General features: G+C 42.4%; 18 protein-coding genes, 2 pseudogenes and 1 other annotated feature. Of the genes and pseudogenes, 9 read left to right on the forward strand and 11 right to left on the reverse strand.

Annotation, left to right across the window (positions count from 1 at the left end):
* A pseudogene (locus tag AWV70_RS22820) lies at positions 1–424 on the forward strand (hypothetical protein); the annotation flags it as partial.
* Between the two features lie 40 nt (positions 425–464).
* On the opposite strand, the gene AWV70_RS05115 reads toward AWV70_RS22820, so the two are convergent.
* The 4 genes from AWV70_RS05115 to AWV70_RS05130 all read right to left on the reverse strand — a co-directional run bounded on the left by AWV70_RS05115 (position 465) and on the right by AWV70_RS05130 (position 4,425).
* Complete coding sequence (locus tag AWV70_RS05115; protein WP_060204925.1) at positions 465–1,712, reverse strand: hypothetical protein; 1,248 nt, start codon at positions 1,710–1,712, stop codon at positions 465–467.
* A gap of 38 nt (positions 1,713–1,750) precedes the next feature.
* Positions 1,751–2,266: an MEDS domain-containing protein gene (locus AWV70_RS05120; RefSeq protein WP_060204926.1), complete on the reverse strand. Its 516-nt coding sequence runs from the start codon at positions 2,264–2,266 to the stop codon at positions 1,751–1,753.
* A gap of 559 nt (positions 2,267–2,825) precedes the next feature.
* The gene (locus AWV70_RS05125; protein ID WP_060204927.1) at positions 2,826–3,899 is read right to left on the reverse strand and encodes a DUF4179 domain-containing protein; all 1,074 of its coding nucleotides are present in this window, start codon (positions 3,897–3,899) and stop codon (positions 2,826–2,828) included.
* On the reverse strand, positions 3,883–4,425 hold the full coding sequence (locus tag AWV70_RS05130) for a sigma-70 family RNA polymerase sigma factor (protein ID WP_060204928.1): 543 nt from the start codon (positions 4,423–4,425) through the stop codon (positions 3,883–3,885). Before AWV70_RS05130 ends, AWV70_RS05125 begins: the two co-directional genes overlap by 17 nt.
* 215 nt (positions 4,426–4,640) lie before the next feature.
* Between AWV70_RS05130 and AWV70_RS24350 the strand changes: the two are divergent.
* Positions 4,641–4,790 (forward strand): annotated as a pseudogene (locus AWV70_RS24350) (UV damage endonuclease UvsE); the annotation flags it as partial.
* Between the two features lie 162 nt (positions 4,791–4,952).
* Here the strand turns inward: AWV70_RS24350 and AWV70_RS05140 are convergent.
* From AWV70_RS05140 to AWV70_RS05155, 4 genes are all read right to left on the reverse strand, one after another.
* Entirely contained in the window at positions 4,953–5,699 is a 747-nt protein-coding gene (locus AWV70_RS05140; protein ID WP_414714818.1) for a class I SAM-dependent methyltransferase, read from the reverse strand.
* 275 nt (positions 5,700–5,974) lie between these two features.
* The gene (locus AWV70_RS05145; protein ID WP_060204931.1) at positions 5,975–6,370 is read right to left on the reverse strand and encodes a hypothetical protein; all 396 of its coding nucleotides are present in this window, start codon (positions 6,368–6,370) and stop codon (positions 5,975–5,977) included.
* Positions 6,371–6,436: 66 nt separating this feature from the next.
* Positions 6,437–6,844 carry a hypothetical protein gene (locus AWV70_RS05150; RefSeq protein WP_060204932.1) on the reverse strand — a complete coding sequence of 136 codons (408 nt, stop codon included), beginning with the start codon at positions 6,842–6,844 and terminating at the stop codon, positions 6,437–6,439.
* A 4-nt stretch (positions 6,845–6,848) separates the two neighbouring features.
* Positions 6,849–8,048 (reverse strand): iron-containing alcohol dehydrogenase, encoded by a 1,200-nt coding sequence (locus AWV70_RS05155; protein ID WP_060204933.1) that lies wholly within the window; start codon positions 8,046–8,048, stop codon positions 6,849–6,851.
* A 238-nt stretch (positions 8,049–8,286) separates the two neighbouring features.
* Between AWV70_RS05155 and AWV70_RS05160 the strand changes: the two genes are divergently transcribed.
* From AWV70_RS05160 to AWV70_RS05175, 4 genes are all read left to right on the forward strand, one after another.
* On the forward strand, positions 8,287–8,802 hold the full coding sequence (locus AWV70_RS05160; RefSeq protein WP_060204934.1) for a hypothetical protein: 516 nt from the start codon (positions 8,287–8,289) through the stop codon (positions 8,800–8,802).
* A 45-nt stretch (positions 8,803–8,847) separates the two neighbouring features.
* Positions 8,848–9,297, forward strand: a complete 450-nt coding sequence (locus AWV70_RS05165) for a DUF4362 domain-containing protein (protein WP_060204935.1) — start codon at positions 8,848–8,850, stop codon at positions 9,295–9,297.
* Between the two features lie 167 nt (positions 9,298–9,464).
* Positions 9,465–9,764, forward strand: coding sequence for a hypothetical protein (locus AWV70_RS05170; protein WP_060204936.1), 300 nt, complete (start codon positions 9,465–9,467; stop codon positions 9,762–9,764).
* 68 nt (positions 9,765–9,832) lie between these two features.
* The gene (locus AWV70_RS05175; RefSeq protein WP_060204937.1) at positions 9,833–10,135 is read left to right on the forward strand and encodes a hypothetical protein; all 303 of its coding nucleotides are present in this window, start codon (positions 9,833–9,835) and stop codon (positions 10,133–10,135) included.
* 41 nt (positions 10,136–10,176) lie between these two features.
* Here AWV70_RS05175 and AWV70_RS05180 read toward each other — a convergent pair whose 3' ends face one another.
* A complete protein-coding gene (locus AWV70_RS05180) occupies positions 10,177–10,740 on the reverse strand; it encodes a Uma2 family endonuclease (protein ID WP_060204938.1) in 564 nt (187 codons plus the stop codon).
* A gap of 106 nt (positions 10,741–10,846) precedes the next feature.
* Positions 10,847–11,395: a hypothetical protein gene (locus AWV70_RS05185; protein WP_060204939.1), complete on the reverse strand. Its 549-nt coding sequence runs from the start codon at positions 11,393–11,395 to the stop codon at positions 10,847–10,849.
* Positions 11,396–11,506: 111 nt separating this feature from the next.
* Here AWV70_RS05185 and AWV70_RS05190 point away from each other — a divergent pair, with 111 nt between their 5' ends.
* From AWV70_RS05190 to AWV70_RS05200, 3 genes are all read left to right on the forward strand, one after another.
* A complete protein-coding gene (locus tag AWV70_RS05190; RefSeq protein WP_060204940.1) occupies positions 11,507–12,007 on the forward strand; it encodes a GNAT family N-acetyltransferase in 501 nt (166 codons plus the stop codon).
* A gap of 74 nt (positions 12,008–12,081) precedes the next feature.
* On the forward strand, positions 12,082–12,711 hold the full coding sequence (locus AWV70_RS05195; protein WP_060204941.1) for a hypothetical protein: 630 nt from the start codon (positions 12,082–12,084) through the stop codon (positions 12,709–12,711).
* A 392-nt stretch (positions 12,712–13,103) separates the two neighbouring features.
* A complete protein-coding gene (locus tag AWV70_RS05200; RefSeq protein ID WP_060204942.1) occupies positions 13,104–13,784 on the forward strand; it encodes a DNA alkylation repair protein in 681 nt (226 codons plus the stop codon).
* Between the two features lie 81 nt (positions 13,785–13,865).
* Here AWV70_RS05200 and lysS read toward each other — a convergent pair whose 3' ends face one another.
* The gene (gene lysS / locus AWV70_RS05205) at positions 13,866–15,326 is read right to left on the reverse strand and encodes a lysine--tRNA ligase (RefSeq protein ID WP_060204943.1); all 1,461 of its coding nucleotides are present in this window, start codon (positions 15,324–15,326) and stop codon (positions 13,866–13,868) included.
* A 74-nt stretch (positions 15,327–15,400) separates the two neighbouring features.
* Positions 15,401–15,667 (reverse strand) — a binding site (T-box leader).
* Positions 15,668–15,716 lie beyond the last annotated feature (49 nt).

Here is a 15,716-nt window from a genome sequence, read left to right on the forward strand (position 1 = left end):
CAACGGAAAAACCATGCCAATCAAAAAGACGAAAAATGGTTTCCTTGAAATAAACAGCATTGCGCTAACAAAGGTGGAGCCAGTCCCTAAAGGAACGACATTCAATAATACGTATACGTTTATGGGTTATTCGGGCTTAATCGGCGTTACTCCTACCGCTAACTCCTGGACGTATAAACTGACCCTTCACAAAAATGGAACGTTCGAGCTATCGGGGATTAGTATTGGCAGCTTGGCAGCAAACAGTAATCCTTCGACACATACGGGCCATTCCGGCAAAGATGAAAAAGGAAAGTATAGGATTCAAAACAATACGATCACGATGACAGGCAGCGATGGAAAAGTCCATAAAGCCTTATTCTTCATTCATGATTCGGATGTGGATGACATCCAAGTCGGACTGCGGAATTACTATGTCAATTAAGGAAAAGAAAAACAGCCGCCTAGGCTGTTTTTCTTTAATCTTATAGATCCCGGAGCTCTACGATTTCACCCGTGACAGCGTCGACAGCTTGCTCAGAGTCGAGCAGCCCGCATAAAATGTATTTCTTCAGATCCGCGTCGAACACATAGACGGGATCTAATGTAATGTAAGGAATCATCTTCTCGAATGCTGTTTCATGGTCGATGCGCGGTTCGGGCGCCGGGGTGAATGAATCGAATACGTCGAACATTGCTTCATTGTCGATCATATTGATGACGGTCATTGAGTCCCTGTCGATTATGACGACAAGCTTTGGCCGGAAAAGTGCATTCCTGGAATCATCTGCGTAACAGAATGCCTCAATATGTGAATACGCGGCGCGAAGTTCTTTCAACCTCCATTTGCCGCTATCGTCAGGATACTCCATCCGCAGTGCTTCATGGACGAGTTTTACGCATTCATCGATTGGTGTATCGGTCAAATCTCGATTGCGCTGTCTATCTGTATGGAAAGCTTCATCCACACTCACTTCTTCTGAGAAGTTAATGAATTGCTTTTCGATTTTTCCATCTAACGGTTCGTCCCATTCCATTAGATGATCCACCTGGGTCATCCGTTCATCGAGAAGGAACGGTATGCATCGTTTCCCATCCGCTGTCACATAGACTTCATCGATCGCATAGACCGGGATGAACTTCTCTTCCGCTTCGGATGGGATGTTAATGCATGTAAGATGTGCCTTGACGATCGGTTCGATTTCTTCAAGGGTCAGATTGAATTCCTGCTTTTCCACGAGCTTTACATCCGGTACCTCTCCATATGTGGAATATATCAGTAGTTTCCCATCATCATCGAACTCGACATTCAATTGTAAGCTTGGCGAAAGACGTACGCCGTCCACGCGGGATACGAATTTGAATTCATTTTCACTCGCCTGCTCCGCGAAGAAATCCTGCTCATATATCAAGCCTGTTTGTCTTTCGAGCCAAGCGGCCGCTTCCTCGATCGTCTTTGCTTTAAAAGGATGGGCGGTTGAATAGGTTGTCCCCATTGTGAAAATCACACTTTGAAAGCGGCCCTGTTGGATATTGTAATCAATGCTGGCGGTGCCATCCGGATTCATATCCTCTTCAAGAGGTCCGTCATAATCATTCGGAAACCATTCCATATTCAATTCATAATCGGTGCCGTTTCGTTTTGTATACATTGCATATCTTTCAAGACGATACTTTTCAAGGCCGAACTCAATCCGTGCTCTATCGGCAATTGATTGTATGCGTTTATCCATAAACTCTCTCCTCCTGCTTAGGTGGTCTCTTATTATGTTCAGTTCTGGTTTATCGAATCCCGATGGCAGACCGCCAATTCCTCTTCTGCTAATACATAGGAATGAGTGTCCAATAATATCTTGGCGAGGTCTGCGGACACTCTATTCTTTCCGTATGCACAAACATGCGGAAAGGCATATTGATTAACGACGGCATCGCAGGCAGTTTCGCATTCATTTATAAGGTGATGGGGTTCTTCCGTGCCGGCCCACTCCACGTGTGCCCACGACCTGAAACAGACGTCTTTGTCGATATGTGGCTGAATGGTCTCTTTGAAGTATTTGATAATCGCAGTCGGATTGTAACTGCCACTCGTCCTGTAGAAGTACAGACTGTTGACGAAGTGGACGGCATCCAGATCTTCGGCTGAATAACGGAGATCCAGTTCCCGAAGCAGCTCGGCGGTGATTTTTTCATTTTCAACTACAATTACTTGCTCTTCGGCAGCGATTCCTTCTTCAATAAAAGTCATGGATTGACGTATGTATTCCTCTTCATCCGTATACGGATACAATATATGTAAGTCTCTCTTCTCTAATAGAAGTTGATGCAAAAACGATGTTCATTTCATTTCCCCTCTCAATGGTTCAAGTATACGTATATCTTGTAAAATCTACCATAGGGATTTTCGGATAGTGCCATTTATGCATTTGTGAGGTGCCTGTGCGGGAAGCTATTCAGATAATACATTGCAATTGTATAATTGTAATCGAGGGATCCAGTCACATCAGTATTTAGCTGAAATTATATTGTATTTTCATAAATACAGATGAATTGTTATAAACGCACCATACACAAGCACCCGCATAATTATTCATAACAAGTCCCATTCCGTTGTCTATAAATTGAATGTCTGTCAAGGCGATAATTTTCAAGGCCGAATTCAATACGTGCTCATCACTATATAAACAGTTTACTACAGACAGCTAAGAGAATACTGCTTGGACAAAACTGTTCATGATTAAGTTTAATTTGGATGAAATACTACGAGGAGTTTGGTTATCTGTTCAGCATCTGATTTACGATAAAAGGTAAAAAAAGAGCTGAATCTCAGCTCTTTTTTAACGATGAATTTATTGTTGGATGTTCACTTTAAAGGACTCAAACTCAATTGGTTGGATAGAATCCCCTTTAAATTCTAACTTTGTTTCCTTACCATTTTCGTCGATTTCTACGCCTCCCCCTTCAGTCGGAATGACGACATAAGGAGTGATTGTCAATTCAGTAACAGTAGAATCAACGGGATCAAATTGCTTACTACTCTTGAACATGATTCTATCTTTGCCCATTTCACCTGTTGCTCCACCTGAGAGACCAGTAATTTCATTTCCATTTTGATCGACTACCAAGAATTCGATATTACCTCCGCGACTGAGCTCGAAATCTGTTTCCTCCTCAGAACTCTCGTAGGCTATGCTTACACCTGTTTCACTTAAAGAAATTTCTGTTACCGTAAGGGTCAAACCATCAGCCGTCTGTGAATGTTGAACAGGAATTTTATGAATGTCAGTAATTTTTTCTACTGGAGTTGAGAAGTACCACGTTTCACCATTTTTTCCGTGCAATATTAGTCCGAGTTCGAATTTCTCCGGCATCTCTTCATTCACATTTATTGTTTGAATGGCAGTCATAGTAGTTGCTGAAAGGATATGTTCACCGTAACTTCCCGTGGATCCAGAAGGGAGATCGCCATTAATCGTAAAATCCATTCCAGCACCAAAATAGAAATCACCGAGTTCCTTATCAGATTCAATAAAAAGACCTAGCGTAATATTATTTTGATCATATAAAATTTCATTGAGCGTAACGGAAATGCCATTGACCGTCTGTGTCTCTCCAATTTCTTTCGTTAACCCATGTTTTTGAGCTTGTTGTAAACCAATCAGATCAGAATTCCCGAAGATCGAACCGATAAACGGTATTTGTGACAAACTGCTTGCCAACGCTGGCGAATAGTAAGAGGAACCAATCAATATTCCAAATACAGCTGCCGCAGAGCACAAAGCATAGATGATTTTTCTTTTCCCATTTTTCTTTCTTAAACGAGGCGCATCTACTTGTTCTTTAGCTTGAACGATTCCCGAACGAATAGCTGAACGAACTTGATCTTGTGGAAACTCCTTGAAAGGCTCATGTGACTTTTTCATGTAATTGATAACTCCTCTCCAACTCACTTTTCAATTTTTTCCTCGCTCTACGTAAATTCGTTTTCACTGTACCAACCGGTTTCTCCAATATCTCGGAAATGTCCTCAATTGACAAGTCATGATAGTAAAATAAAATGATGGGTGTTTGATAGGACGAGTTTAACCTCGCCAATGCCTCACTTAAATGAAAAGAATCGATCTCTTCGTCCTGCTTGTGATCTAATTTCTTCAATAATTCGCTTTCTTCATATGGAATCATTTGGTCTCGTACTTTTAACAATCGATAACATTCACGTATTAAAATTCTAAACAGCCAAGTAGAGAAATACTCTGGATTCCGTAATTGTCCTACCGCAAGGAATGCATTATACGCTGTTTCCTGAATAGCATCCAAAGCATCTTCTTTATTCCCAACGTACGAAAGCGCTTTGTAATAAAGCATTTTTTCTTCATTAAAAAGCAATTCTTCAAAAGCATCAGCGTCTCCATGAATCGCCCTTTTTACAGCATGTAAATCGTGTTTCATCGTGTTGTTCCTCCCTCCTCTCACTAATTAGAGTGATTTAGACAGGCAAGAAGTTTCAATTTGTACAATTTTCCTGAATTCTTTTGTTGCTATTAATAATAAAGTGAAGTTTATAGAATAATAGAGCGGAAGGGGGAGTGCTTGTCCTTTTTCCAAATGCCCTGTATAGGTAGGGCAGAGGCTCTTCAAGTCTTCTAAAATATAGATGAGGTGGAATATCACAGTTTGTGCGGCTAGGATTTGTGGCGATATGTAAGGAACTGAAAAATGCATGCCTGTCTAAAACGATGACGTTTACGCAGTTCCAAAAACAAGAGGATCGTGAAGCTGCAATCCGCAGAATGGAACGAATTGCACTAGAGAACTTTTGTGAGGTGCCTGTGCGGGACACTATTCAGACAATACACTGCAATTGTATAATTGTAATCGAGGGATTCAGTCTCAACAGTATTTTTCTGGATATCTATTGTATTTTCATAAATACAGATGAATTGTCATAAATGTATCATGCACAGGCACCTGAATAATTAGGTTGTCTTTTTCACTTTTATTCGATAGGAAAGGCAAGAAGATAGTGGTGCGGTTTCGATGTACGCCCACTTGTCAAAATCCATCGCTCCGCCTGGAAAAATCCCGACGATCGTCAGTTGTGCTTTTTCACACATAGCGCTGATTTCATTAATCGTATAGCAACGTAACGATTGCGCGACGATATCCTCGGGGTGTTCGGCATGCCACCAACTATCGACCAACCGACAGTTTCCTTCGTCAAAGGAATAGATCCGTTCTGCATTGTCGATCTTCATCTTTTGGCCAGCTGCCATGGTGCGCCAGTAATCCGGGTGGTAAATGTCGATGAGGAGAGAGCCGTCATCTTTCACCCAATCTTTCATCCGCTTGAGAAGTGTTAGCTGGTCATTGTCTGTTCCGATGCCGAAGCCGTCGAAATAGCTGACGACGTCGAATTGCTTCGAAAATGTATATGTGTAGAAATCGCCCATGTGGATGTCGACTGATTTCGGTGAGCGAATTCTTGCTGTCTCCACCAATTCAGGCACCAGTTCTAACGTCGTCATGGCGATGCCGCGGGCGTCCAGAACCCGGGCGATACTGCCGACGCCAGCTCCAATATCAAGCATGGATTCGAATGTAACCCCGATTTGCTCCTCGATTTTATCTGCACTTTGCTGCAAGTAACTTGCCATTTCTTCTTCTACGTCTCGTAACCATTCAAATTGTTTTTTATAAAAAGGGATGACCCATTGGTCTGTTATCATGTTTAATTCCTCCTGTAATTTTTTCTCATTACAGGTGGTGCTTTAGATTTCGGATGCCCATATACAATCGCTCCTTTCGTCTTCATTGTACAAAGCGGGAAGGGAGACTGCAAACTATTTTGAAAAATTTTAGAGGGCCTTATTCAATAAAGGGAAATCGTTCGGTTCACAGAAGTTATCGATCATTTTTCGACTTTATTGTCATTTTATGAACTTAGACCTGACAAACGCCGAAAAAAAGCCAGTTCAACTTAAACTGGCTTTCATTTACTTCACCAACTTAGCGCCATACGCAGCGTGCAACAACTGTTTTCGGCATCGCTGTTCGAGAAATCGATTCGGATACCGCTCGGTGTATAATCGAGATTGTATTTGGTTGTAACCCCAGTCGAGCGGACGAGCCGTTCGACTTCAGTTTTATCCGATCGCTGAGCGGCATCCATGAGTTTACGGGCGAATTCATTTGAGGATGTCAACGTGCCGATGAATAGATTCGCTTGATTCATCACTTGCTTAAACCGGTTTGCCGACTCATTGAATTTCCGCGTATCCACTTGAGGAAAGGGACTTCCTGGCGTCGGTGTAGGCATCGCGATATAACCCGGATGAACCGGTATGATAGCTTGCTGCCGGGAATTAAAGCCATACGGAAAAGAAGAATAATACATAGAGCAACCTCCGCATTCCATCGATGCCTCAGTATATGCCTATTGCGGAGGACCCGTGTGTTGGATTCAGTAATCGGCTTCCCAGTACCGATCATTTTTCAAATCTTTCACAATCCGCTCGAAAAACGGAAGCATGCCCTCCGGTTTATCTCTCCAATGAAACATTATGTGCACAGCGGACTCGGAATCGCTCGTTCCTTTGCTCGTACACGGGTAAACTAACGTTTGATAGGGAGCATGTTCCTTCCGGAAGTAAACATCTTTGCGATGGACGACCTTAACAAGCCAATGGGTTGCATTTGAATATTCTGGATCGTAGCCTTCTTTATCAAAAAAAGCTGTCCGATCGCTTTCTCCCATTTCGACAATTTCATTGGCAATGCACGTTTGTCCTTTACGTTTCCGCGCCTGCCGTCTTGTTTTCAGCAGCAAATGAAAACTTGTGCCCATCTTTTTCTTTTGCCTTTTGTTCATTCCCTCACGCCCCGATCATCCGAATCAGCTTCTCCATATCCTCTTTCAAGAAAATCGTCGGTACTGGATAAAGTGGATTCGCTTCTTGGATTGCGCGCTTTGCCATGAGGGGGATATCGCTGTCGACAATGCAGTCCACTTTCATCGGGATTTCCATCTTTTCATTCAAGTCCTTAATTGCCTGAATGAATTTCGTCGCCTTCTCCTCGGTAGAGTCGGAAAGTCCGGAAACAGACGTTGCGTCAGCCAACTCGGCCAACGGTTCATGGACCGATTTTCCATAATAGTCGAGGACATGAGGCAGAATGACGGCATTGGCAAGTCCGTGCGGCACGTTGTAAAATCCGCTCAACGTATGGGCAATGGCATGGACATTGCCTACATAGGCGCGTGTGAACGCCATTCCTGCAAGATAGGCGGCTCTTTGCATATTCGTGCGTGCGACAATGTTTTCCCCATTGGAATAGGCTTCATAAAGGTTTTCGAAAATGAGTTTCACTGCGTCGATGCTCCATTGCTTCGTCTGTTTTGTGTTGCTTATTCCAATATACGCCTCGACCGCATGAGTAAGCGCGTCCATTCCAGTCGTGGAAGTAATATGCTTTGGGAGTTTCAAGGTGAGAAGCGGGTCCAACACTGCGAAATGCGGAATAAGTGCAGTGTCCATCAGTGCATATTTTTCATGTGTCTCGCTGTTGGAAACGACGCAGGCAAGTGTTGCTTCGCTGCCTGTGCCGGCAGTTGTAGGAACAGCGAATAGCGGCGGCATTTTTTTATTCACCTTCAAAATGCCTTTCATTTGAGGAATCGTCTTGTTAGGTCTCGCCAAACGTGCACCGACGCCCTTCGCACAATCGATCGGCGAACCTCCGCCGAATGCGACAACCCCTTGGCAGCTGTTCGTCTTGTAAAGCTGCAACGCCTCCTCGATATTTTCAATCGTCGGATTCGGAACCGTCTTGTCGTAAAGGAAATAGCTCATCCCTTCAGCCTTCAATCCATCTAGGAAACTATCCAAGATCCCGGTTGCGGCGATCCCCTTATCCGTGACAATTAAAACGGTTCCAATGCCTTCGCGTTTAATTAAGAGCGGAAGTCTTGCCAAACTATTTTCTCCTTCGACTAATTGGGGCTCCCGCCATGGCAGGAAAAAGGTAGATACTTTCATAAAGCGCTGAAAGCTTCGGCAATACAATTTATACATGCATATCACCATCCTTCAAGTAGATGTAACATTCTAACTATTGTACCGTGAAATGGGAGTGAAATGCTAGATTTCCATTTGGTATTAATGAGTAAATGGGATCGTCTGAAATGATATCGTTCATTTCCCCGCTTTATCGTCATCTTGTGACCTTTGAACTATCAAGGGTGAAATAAAATAAAGGAGATTCTAGCATTTTGGCGTAGTAAATGAGTAAGATGTGAATGAGGTGACGCGTATGCAAAAGAAAACACGAGTTTTGTTGATCATTATTGGCATTGTTGTATTCAAAACCTGGGTCTGGGATGAATTCATCGTAAACTCGACGGCCAATGCTGCGTTGGAAGGAGTTGAAGGAAGGGCAGGTGTCTCGCATGTCATCAGCAAAAACCAAGAGATAGCCATCCGGCCTTATGAAGAGGGGTTCAAAATATATGCGGTATCCAAAGGGTTTTGGGGTTGGTCCATTACAGACGAAATGTTTATTGGCGATGAGGAAATAGTGGAACGGATACTGCAATTTAAGGGGAATAAAAAAATATATATGAGTTTTGTAGTGGATAGACAGAATACCTTTGATAACGTGAAGGGTTACTCCACGACTGTCGGACCTATCGATTTCAATCGAACTGTTGGTGACAATGCATTCCTTTATTATCATTATAGTGATAAACCGTTCGGTAGAGTCACTTATGAAGGTACACGCTTAAATGGAGAAACGGAAAAGTTGCCACGGAATAAGATGTCCAATTGACGCATAAATTGAAGGTGAAGTACACACGTCATTGGAGGGAATCGGATGCAGAAAAAATTATACCCACTTTTGTTTCTAGGCACATGTCTATTAGCCGCTTGTTCTTATGATAGTGAAAAAGCAGTGAAAAATGGGGATGTTATCAATATGAATGGACCAGTCTTCAATTTTGATCGTTTTGAACAATTTTTGGAAAGTGTCGAAGCGGAAGAAACAGCTGCCGTCCGGATTACCAACTACTCGCTCGAAGGAAATCCGACCTTATACGATTTATCATTCGATGGCTCCGAATTCGACTTGGAAATCGATCGGTCGAGAAATAAGGAGCGGGGGGACAACCCTCGTAAAATGATCATGTCCTGTACGGAGTTAGTGGCGGAGGAGGGGCAGCAATTATACATCTATACACTGGATGGTTGCCAGCAGGGCTCCTCTGATGATAGATTTCTCCTTTTAAACATCTTGAAAGAGCAAATAGAAGAGCACGAGCATTAAACGTTATGGAAGTGTCGCCGCACTTCCTATTTTAAATGAACATAATTCAAGTAAACCATCTGATGAAATAACAGTGAAATGCTATAATACAATTTGAATGGATGATTACATCGGCATCTATCGTCTTAAAAAGTTAACAATACATTCAACGACATGGAGTGGGAGATATGTTTTTCAGCAAGAACAAGAATCCTTACAATAGTCAAATGGAAATTGAAGATTTTAGTAATGATACATATGCCGTCATACTTCATTTTACACCGACGGCGATTTATGTGTACGAAGACAAGATGGGCTCCCATATCGTAGAGGGCAACAATATTGAAATGTGGGATGACAATGAAACGGTTCTTACCGGTACATTAATCGTCACCTATGTAACTTCCGCTCGAGAGGCACTTGAGAAATATAAAGTGAAAGACCTGGGTCTTCTTGTAATCCCGGTTGATCTATCCTATGAAGAGTAATATTAATGAAACCTTAGCTGACCAAAAAAGGTCCATTCAAAGGAGGGACATGCAAAGGGGGAGAGAATATGTATGCTTGGCTGAATGTCGGCAGCCTCGTGCTCGGACTGATTGCTTGGATACTACCGATTGTGAATCTCATGGGACTGACTAAACATCGGAGTGCTTTCTCTATTATGAGTTTGAGTGCTTGTGCAATTTCGTTAGTTTTCCAGATTTATTACAACTATCATCTCGTGCAAATCGAGGATTGGGCTGCGCTGATGGACACGATGGGGGCAGTGGCGGGCGCTGCCACAATACTACTTGTCGTTACGCTGGTCCTAAATGCAATTACGCTGATTGTGTACTGGGGAAGAACGGTAAAATAGAAGGAAGGTACCTGCCGCGAGCAAGCACCTTCCTTCATGGTTCAGTTAAAAACATCCTCTAAATTCACTCGGAAACCTTGTAAGGCTGTAGATTGAATCGTGCCGCTTTTTTTAAGTGAATCGACTTGTTTGTACTGTCCGTGCTGATCCAACTCGTATACTTGGATAATACTCAACATGGGGTTCACGATCCAATATTCTTTTACGCCTGCCTGCATATATAAATTCAATTTGAAAACGAGATCGTGGGCTTGATTGGACGGGCTTAATATTTCGATAATCATTTCCGGTGCTCCGACAAATTTATTGTCTGTTAACCCTTTTTTATCACAAATAACTAAAAGGTCGGGAACGACGATATGAGTTCCTCCGAGGTTCTCGCCTTTGAGTTCGACATCAAAAGGTGCATGGAAAACCTCGCAATCCCCGCCATCTAAGAAATTAAAAAGTTTTGCATGCAGCCGACTGGAAATTCGCTGGTGATGTGTGGAGGGGGATGGCACCATCATTACGACACCATCTGCATACTCAATGAGACGGTCTGTTTCTTCCCGCAGATTATAAAATTCTTGTATGGACATGGATCTTTCATTAGGTAAGCTCATCGTCAAACTCCTTTCCATCGATATTCCTTTTTGTGATTAATTGTACCATAAGTAAGCAGATGAACATTGCCAGGGACTCGCGAAGGGCAACATGATTCGATTTACGTTATTTCTGCTCACCATATAACAAGCTTCGCAATAAATCCTTGTCATGGTATGTAATTTTCGCGACTTTCCCCTCACGGACAATGGCGATTCCACTTATTTTGATTTCCCTTTTCTCTTCCTCTTTCTTTTCATAATCCAACTCAACCGTAAAATTATAATTCGTTGGTGTCACTTCATTCTGCTCAACATCAATATGTTTCACCTTAAGTTGATACTCATATTCGTCAGCTGCCCTGTGGAACATGAAAGCCCCTGCATGCATAATGAATTGTTCAAACCCGCTTTCCGTGAAATAGGGTCCGTATGTTTCCCTTGTGTATGTTTGATACTCCTCTAAAAATCCATCATTCGCCTGTTCGGCTTCTTTTGAGCGATAGGGTTCATGGAGCCGGCGGATTGCTTCCTCGTCAGGTGCATTCAAATCAAGTTCCAAGACAGTTTTAATAACTTCAATGTTCTCATCCTGCGGTTCAGGCTTTGCGCATCCTATAATGAGCAAGCAGCTGAGAATGAAAACGATGACGATGCCTGATTTCCATTTATGCATTGTCCTCACTCCTTCCAGACGTTTATACTTTTTATACGCATCGTATAGACGAATAGTTTCATTTGTGACAGAATATTGAGATGACGAAAGTGAAGAGGAGGGGGAGTTTGCATGCGTCTTGAAAGACCGTCCTTGAAATGGGAAACGGAGCATATTGCCTATATGAGAGAGTGGGATGAAGACCGGATGACGCCTAGCAGCTTTCATTTGAAAGAGGACATCCCTTATGAAACGTACTTAGAGGAACTGGCGGTAAAAGAGGCGGGGGATGGCAATCGGGTGCCAAATACGAATTACGTCCTGGTCGATGATGACGAACGGATCATTGGGATGGTCAATATCCGGCATAGCTTGAATGACTATTTGCGCCAAGTCGATGGCCATATCGGCTATGGAATTCGCCCGTCGGAGCGGCGGAAGGGGTATGCAACATACTTGCTTTCTGAAGCATTGAAGGTAACGGATCAGTTGGGCATTCGCTCTGTGCTGGTCACATGCAATGAAGATAATATCGGCTCCGCTGCTGTTATTGTAAACAATGGCGGCGTGGAGGATGAAAGCTTTACTGAACCGCATGGCAACATCGTTCGGAGGTTTTGGATTGAACGATGATTCAGGATTGCTACGTTTCTTTCAACCGTCTATGTATAATGGTAGAATGAAACAAAGTGATTGGAGGAAATGTGATGACTACCACGCAAACGATGTCGATTCACCGTGCACTATCCGAGTTGAAAACATTGAATGACCGTATTCCTAAAGCAATCCAGGAGGCGGATTTTATCGCAACCGACCGAAAATCTGCACAGAAAATAAATGGCTTATCAATCGAAGACTATGAAAAGACGATCCAAGCCGGCTTCGATAAGGCGGTGTCGTTAATTGAAAGACGCAATCGGCTGAAAGATGCAATCGTCCAATCGAATGCAATCACGGAGGTAGTCGTGGCTGGCGAGAGGATGACGGTCGCCAAAGCAATTGAGCGAAAGTCATCTATTGTAAATGAAGAAAAATTGCTTGCCGCGATGGTTGGAAAACGCAGAACGGCCATCAATAGGCTGACGATGGAAAACGAGTCGCTTCCGTCCCGATTGGAAGACTATTTAACAGCCATCCTAGGCAATAAAGAACATGCGAAAAAAGAAGAAGTTGAACTACATACGAAGTCGTTTATGGAGCGGAATGAGTATGTCCTCATCGATCCATTGAAGCTCGATAAACGGATTGAGGAATGGGAAGAGCGAATTACCAGCTTTCAAGCGGAAGTGGATGCAGTCCTATCCGAATCCAATGCCATTACGAAAATCACTATATAATTGTATTGCATGAGTAATTGAAAACGACAACCACAAGACCCTTCTTTGCGGATTTTCTTTGGGTGAAATAGAAAACCGACTACAACTTACTGATAGTTAATCCATCGCAGAGAAAAAGCTCAAACCTTAGCGTTCAAAGCTGTAAACCTTACAACTTAAAGTTCTTTATAGTTTAAAGATTAATGCTCAACGATCAAGGCTCTTTCAAATCTTGGAGAACCAGTTATGGGATTCTTGTGTTGGCCCGTCGTTCGCTGCTAAGCTGATTATGTCGTGCAATCACTGTACCGTCGCAGGATTTTTCCTGGGGCGGTTTTTTGGAGTTGATTACACAAGTTTGAACATATGTTCGATGGATGTTATGATATGCGTAAACTGTGGAGTTGACGAGAATGAAAAAGCAATGGAGCCACAAGGGGATTATCGAGAAGTTTGAAATGTGCCGAAATGACGAGCAAGCAGGTCCGATGAAAGCGTATATGAAACACCATTTTCCGTTTCTCGGCATTAAAAGCCCGTTGCGGAAAGAGCTGTTGCGTGAGCAATTCAGGGAGTATACGCTGCCCAAAAATGACGAGATTTTTGAAGAGGCGTGGAAATTATATGACTTACGCGAGCGGGAATATCAGTATGCGGCAATTGCTTTGTTGGATAAAATGAAGAAGCATTTCACGACTGAGGATTACCCGCAACTATTGAAATTCATCGAAACGAAATCATGGTGGGATAGTGTCGATTCAATCGCGCCACATCTCGTCGGACATGTCGTCAAATTGGACCGCGCATACGGAAAAACCGTGATGCTTGAATGGTCGAGTTCCGATAATATGTGGACAAACCGCTCCGCCATTTTACATCAGTTAAAGTTCAAAAAAGAAACAGATACGGAGCTATTATTCGAGATCATTTTGCAGCATACGCACTCAAATGAGTTTTTCATTCAAAAAGCAATCGGGTGGGTATTGAGAGAGTACGCAAAAACTGATCCGGTCATTGTGAAGCAGTTCGTCGAAGAAAATACGCTAAAGCCATTAAGCAGGCGAGAGGCTTTGAAACATATCGGCGACAAGTAGTGAAAGTAGTGGCAGTAGCGGATAAAGAAGGAACGGATGCACAAATGCACTCGTTCCTTCGAAGGATTCCATACTTCCTGTTTACATTTTTTTAGTTAAAGGGAATAACACACAATCCTTTATTGTCTCACTATCTGTCAAAACCATTAATAAACGTTCGATCCCGAACCCCCAGCCGGAAATTGGCGGCATCCCATACTCCATGGCCAATAAGTAGTCTTCATCCATTTCCATAGCTTCTACATCGCCGCTATTTTTCAGAATGGCCTGTGCCTCTAATCGTCTCCGCTGTTCAACAGGATCGACTAATTCTGAATAAGCATTAATAATTTCAGCGCCATTGACGACTAATTGAAACCGGTCTGTAATTGCTTTGTTCTCATCGTTCGCTCTTGCCAATGGCGATAAATCAATAGGGTGCTGGATTAAAAATGTTGGTTTTATCAACTGTGGACGACACATTTTTTTATACAGAAGGTCAATTAAGTTCCCTCTACCTAAAGTTTCGATATTCTCATGCTCCAAATAAATATTTTTCCGCTTTGTCTCTTCATATAAATCCTTTTCATCTGGGAACAAATCAATATCAATGCCCGTATCCTTTAAAATTAAATCTCTAAATGAAATAACGTTCCACTCCGATGAAAAATCAATCTCTTGTCCTTGGATCGTAATCACTGTTGTATTAAATGTCTGTTTGAGCACATATAGTATCATTTCCCGCATAAGCGCCATTGTATCTTCATAATTCCAATACGCGGCATAGCCTTCAACCATCGTAAATTCTTGAAGGTGTTGAGGACTCATTCCTTCATTTCTAAAACACTTTGCGAATTCAAATACTTTTGTAAAACCGCCTACAATTAGTCTTTTCAAGTACGTTTCCGGTGCAATTCGTAAATTCAGTTCTGTATCTAACGAGTTATGATACGTTCTAAATGGACGTGCTAAAGCGCCTGAGGAAGTATGCTGCAAAACAGGGGTTTCCACTTCTGAAAAGTTTTGATCCTCTAAAAATCTGCGAACAGCACTAACTAACTTTGATCGCACTAACATACGATTTTGCGTCTCTTCTGTCATTATTAAATCTAAATATCGTTGTCTGTAACGTGTGTCTATATTGCTTAATCCATGCCATTTATCCGGTAGTGTGTGCAATGCCTTTCCAAGCAAAGCATACTGTTCGATACGCAGCGTTTTTTCATTTGTTCTCGTTGAATACATATTTCCTTCAGCGCCAATAAAATCGCCTATATCGAATAAGTGGATGAAATTATTAAAAGCTTGCTCTCCAACCTCGTCTTTTGTCAAAAGAAGTTGTAATTTACCTTGAATGTCCGAAATTGTGATGAAGCATAATTTAGGAAACTGACGAATTGCTATGATTCTACCAGCAACTCGGACACTTGGTGTTCCATCCTCAAGTGAAGATGCTTCGAAAAGTTCGTGACTAGTCGTATATCTATCAGGATATACGGAGACCCCCTGCGATTGTAACGTCTCTATTTTTTCTGTTCGAAGGGTTGTTTGTTCATTCCTCATTTTGTTCACTCCAATTTTCTAGTTTATTTTTGCGTATAAACGACAAAAAAACTCTCACCCCCAAGATTATCCATCTTGAGGGCGAGAGTTTTGAACTTCGCGGTACCACCTCAGTTTGTTGATATGTTGCCATACCAACCTCTTCGGGTACGTCAATTAATAAATTGATTATACCCTATCTCTGTAACGGGAGATCCCGTCGCAGTATCACTAAGCAACTACTCTTAGATCCTTGCGAAGCTCCGAGCTTTTTTTCATTAAGATCATTATTGCTCCTTCCCACCTACTGGAGCTCTCTGGAAATAACGATTCAAAACTACTCTTCTCTTCATAGCCTTATGTTCCGTATAAATATTTCATATACTTTAACTTACTTTTTTGAATTAGTCA

It is taken from the genome of Sporosarcina koreensis (assembly GCF_001531445.1).
GTDB lineage: Bacteria > Bacillota > Bacilli > Bacillales_A > Planococcaceae > Sporosarcina > Sporosarcina koreensis_C.

Excerpts from the sequence above, each read along its gene's own strand:
- AWV70_RS05125 (WP_060204927.1), bottom strand. The coding sequence starts at position 3,899 with ATGAAAAAGTCACATGAGCCTTTCAAGGAGTTTCCACAAGATCAAGTT.
- AWV70_RS05115 (WP_060204925.1), bottom strand. The coding sequence starts at position 1,712 with ATGGATAAACGCATACAATCAATTGCCGATAGAGCACGGATTGAGTTC.
- AWV70_RS05160 (WP_060204934.1), top strand. The coding sequence starts at position 8,287 with ATGCAAAAGAAAACACGAGTTTTGTTGATCATTATTGGCATTGTTGTA.
- AWV70_RS05185 (WP_060204939.1), bottom strand. The coding sequence starts at position 11,395 with ATGCATAAATGGAAATCAGGCATCGTCATCGTTTTCATTCTCAGCTGC.
- AWV70_RS05200 (WP_060204942.1), top strand. The coding sequence starts at position 13,104 with ATGAAAAAGCAATGGAGCCACAAGGGGATTATCGAGAAGTTTGAAATG.
- AWV70_RS05195 (WP_060204941.1), top strand. The coding sequence starts at position 12,082 with ATGACTACCACGCAAACGATGTCGATTCACCGTGCACTATCCGAGTTG.
- AWV70_RS05150 (WP_060204932.1), bottom strand. The coding sequence starts at position 6,844 with ATGAACAAAAGGCAAAAGAAAAAGATGGGCACAAGTTTTCATTTGCTG.
- AWV70_RS05190 (WP_060204940.1), top strand. The coding sequence starts at position 11,507 with ATGCGTCTTGAAAGACCGTCCTTGAAATGGGAAACGGAGCATATTGCC.
- AWV70_RS05175 (WP_060204937.1), top strand. The coding sequence starts at position 9,833 with ATGTATGCTTGGCTGAATGTCGGCAGCCTCGTGCTCGGACTGATTGCT.
- AWV70_RS05130 (WP_060204928.1), bottom strand. The coding sequence starts at position 4,425 with ATGAAACACGATTTACATGCTGTAAAAAGGGCGATTCATGGAGACGCT.
- AWV70_RS05165 (WP_060204935.1), top strand. The coding sequence starts at position 8,848 with ATGCAGAAAAAATTATACCCACTTTTGTTTCTAGGCACATGTCTATTA.
- AWV70_RS05155 (WP_060204933.1), bottom strand. The coding sequence starts at position 8,048 with ATGTATAAATTGTATTGCCGAAGCTTTCAGCGCTTTATGAAAGTATCT.
- AWV70_RS05170 (WP_060204936.1), top strand. The coding sequence starts at position 9,465 with ATGTTTTTCAGCAAGAACAAGAATCCTTACAATAGTCAAATGGAAATT.
- AWV70_RS05180 (WP_060204938.1), bottom strand. The coding sequence starts at position 10,740 with ATGAGCTTACCTAATGAAAGATCCATGTCCATACAAGAATTTTATAAT.
- AWV70_RS05145 (WP_060204931.1), bottom strand. The coding sequence starts at position 6,370 with ATGTATTATTCTTCTTTTCCGTATGGCTTTAATTCCCGGCAGCAAGCT.
- lysS (WP_060204943.1), bottom strand. The coding sequence starts at position 15,326 with ATGAGGAATGAACAAACAACCCTTCGAACAGAAAAAATAGAGACGTTA.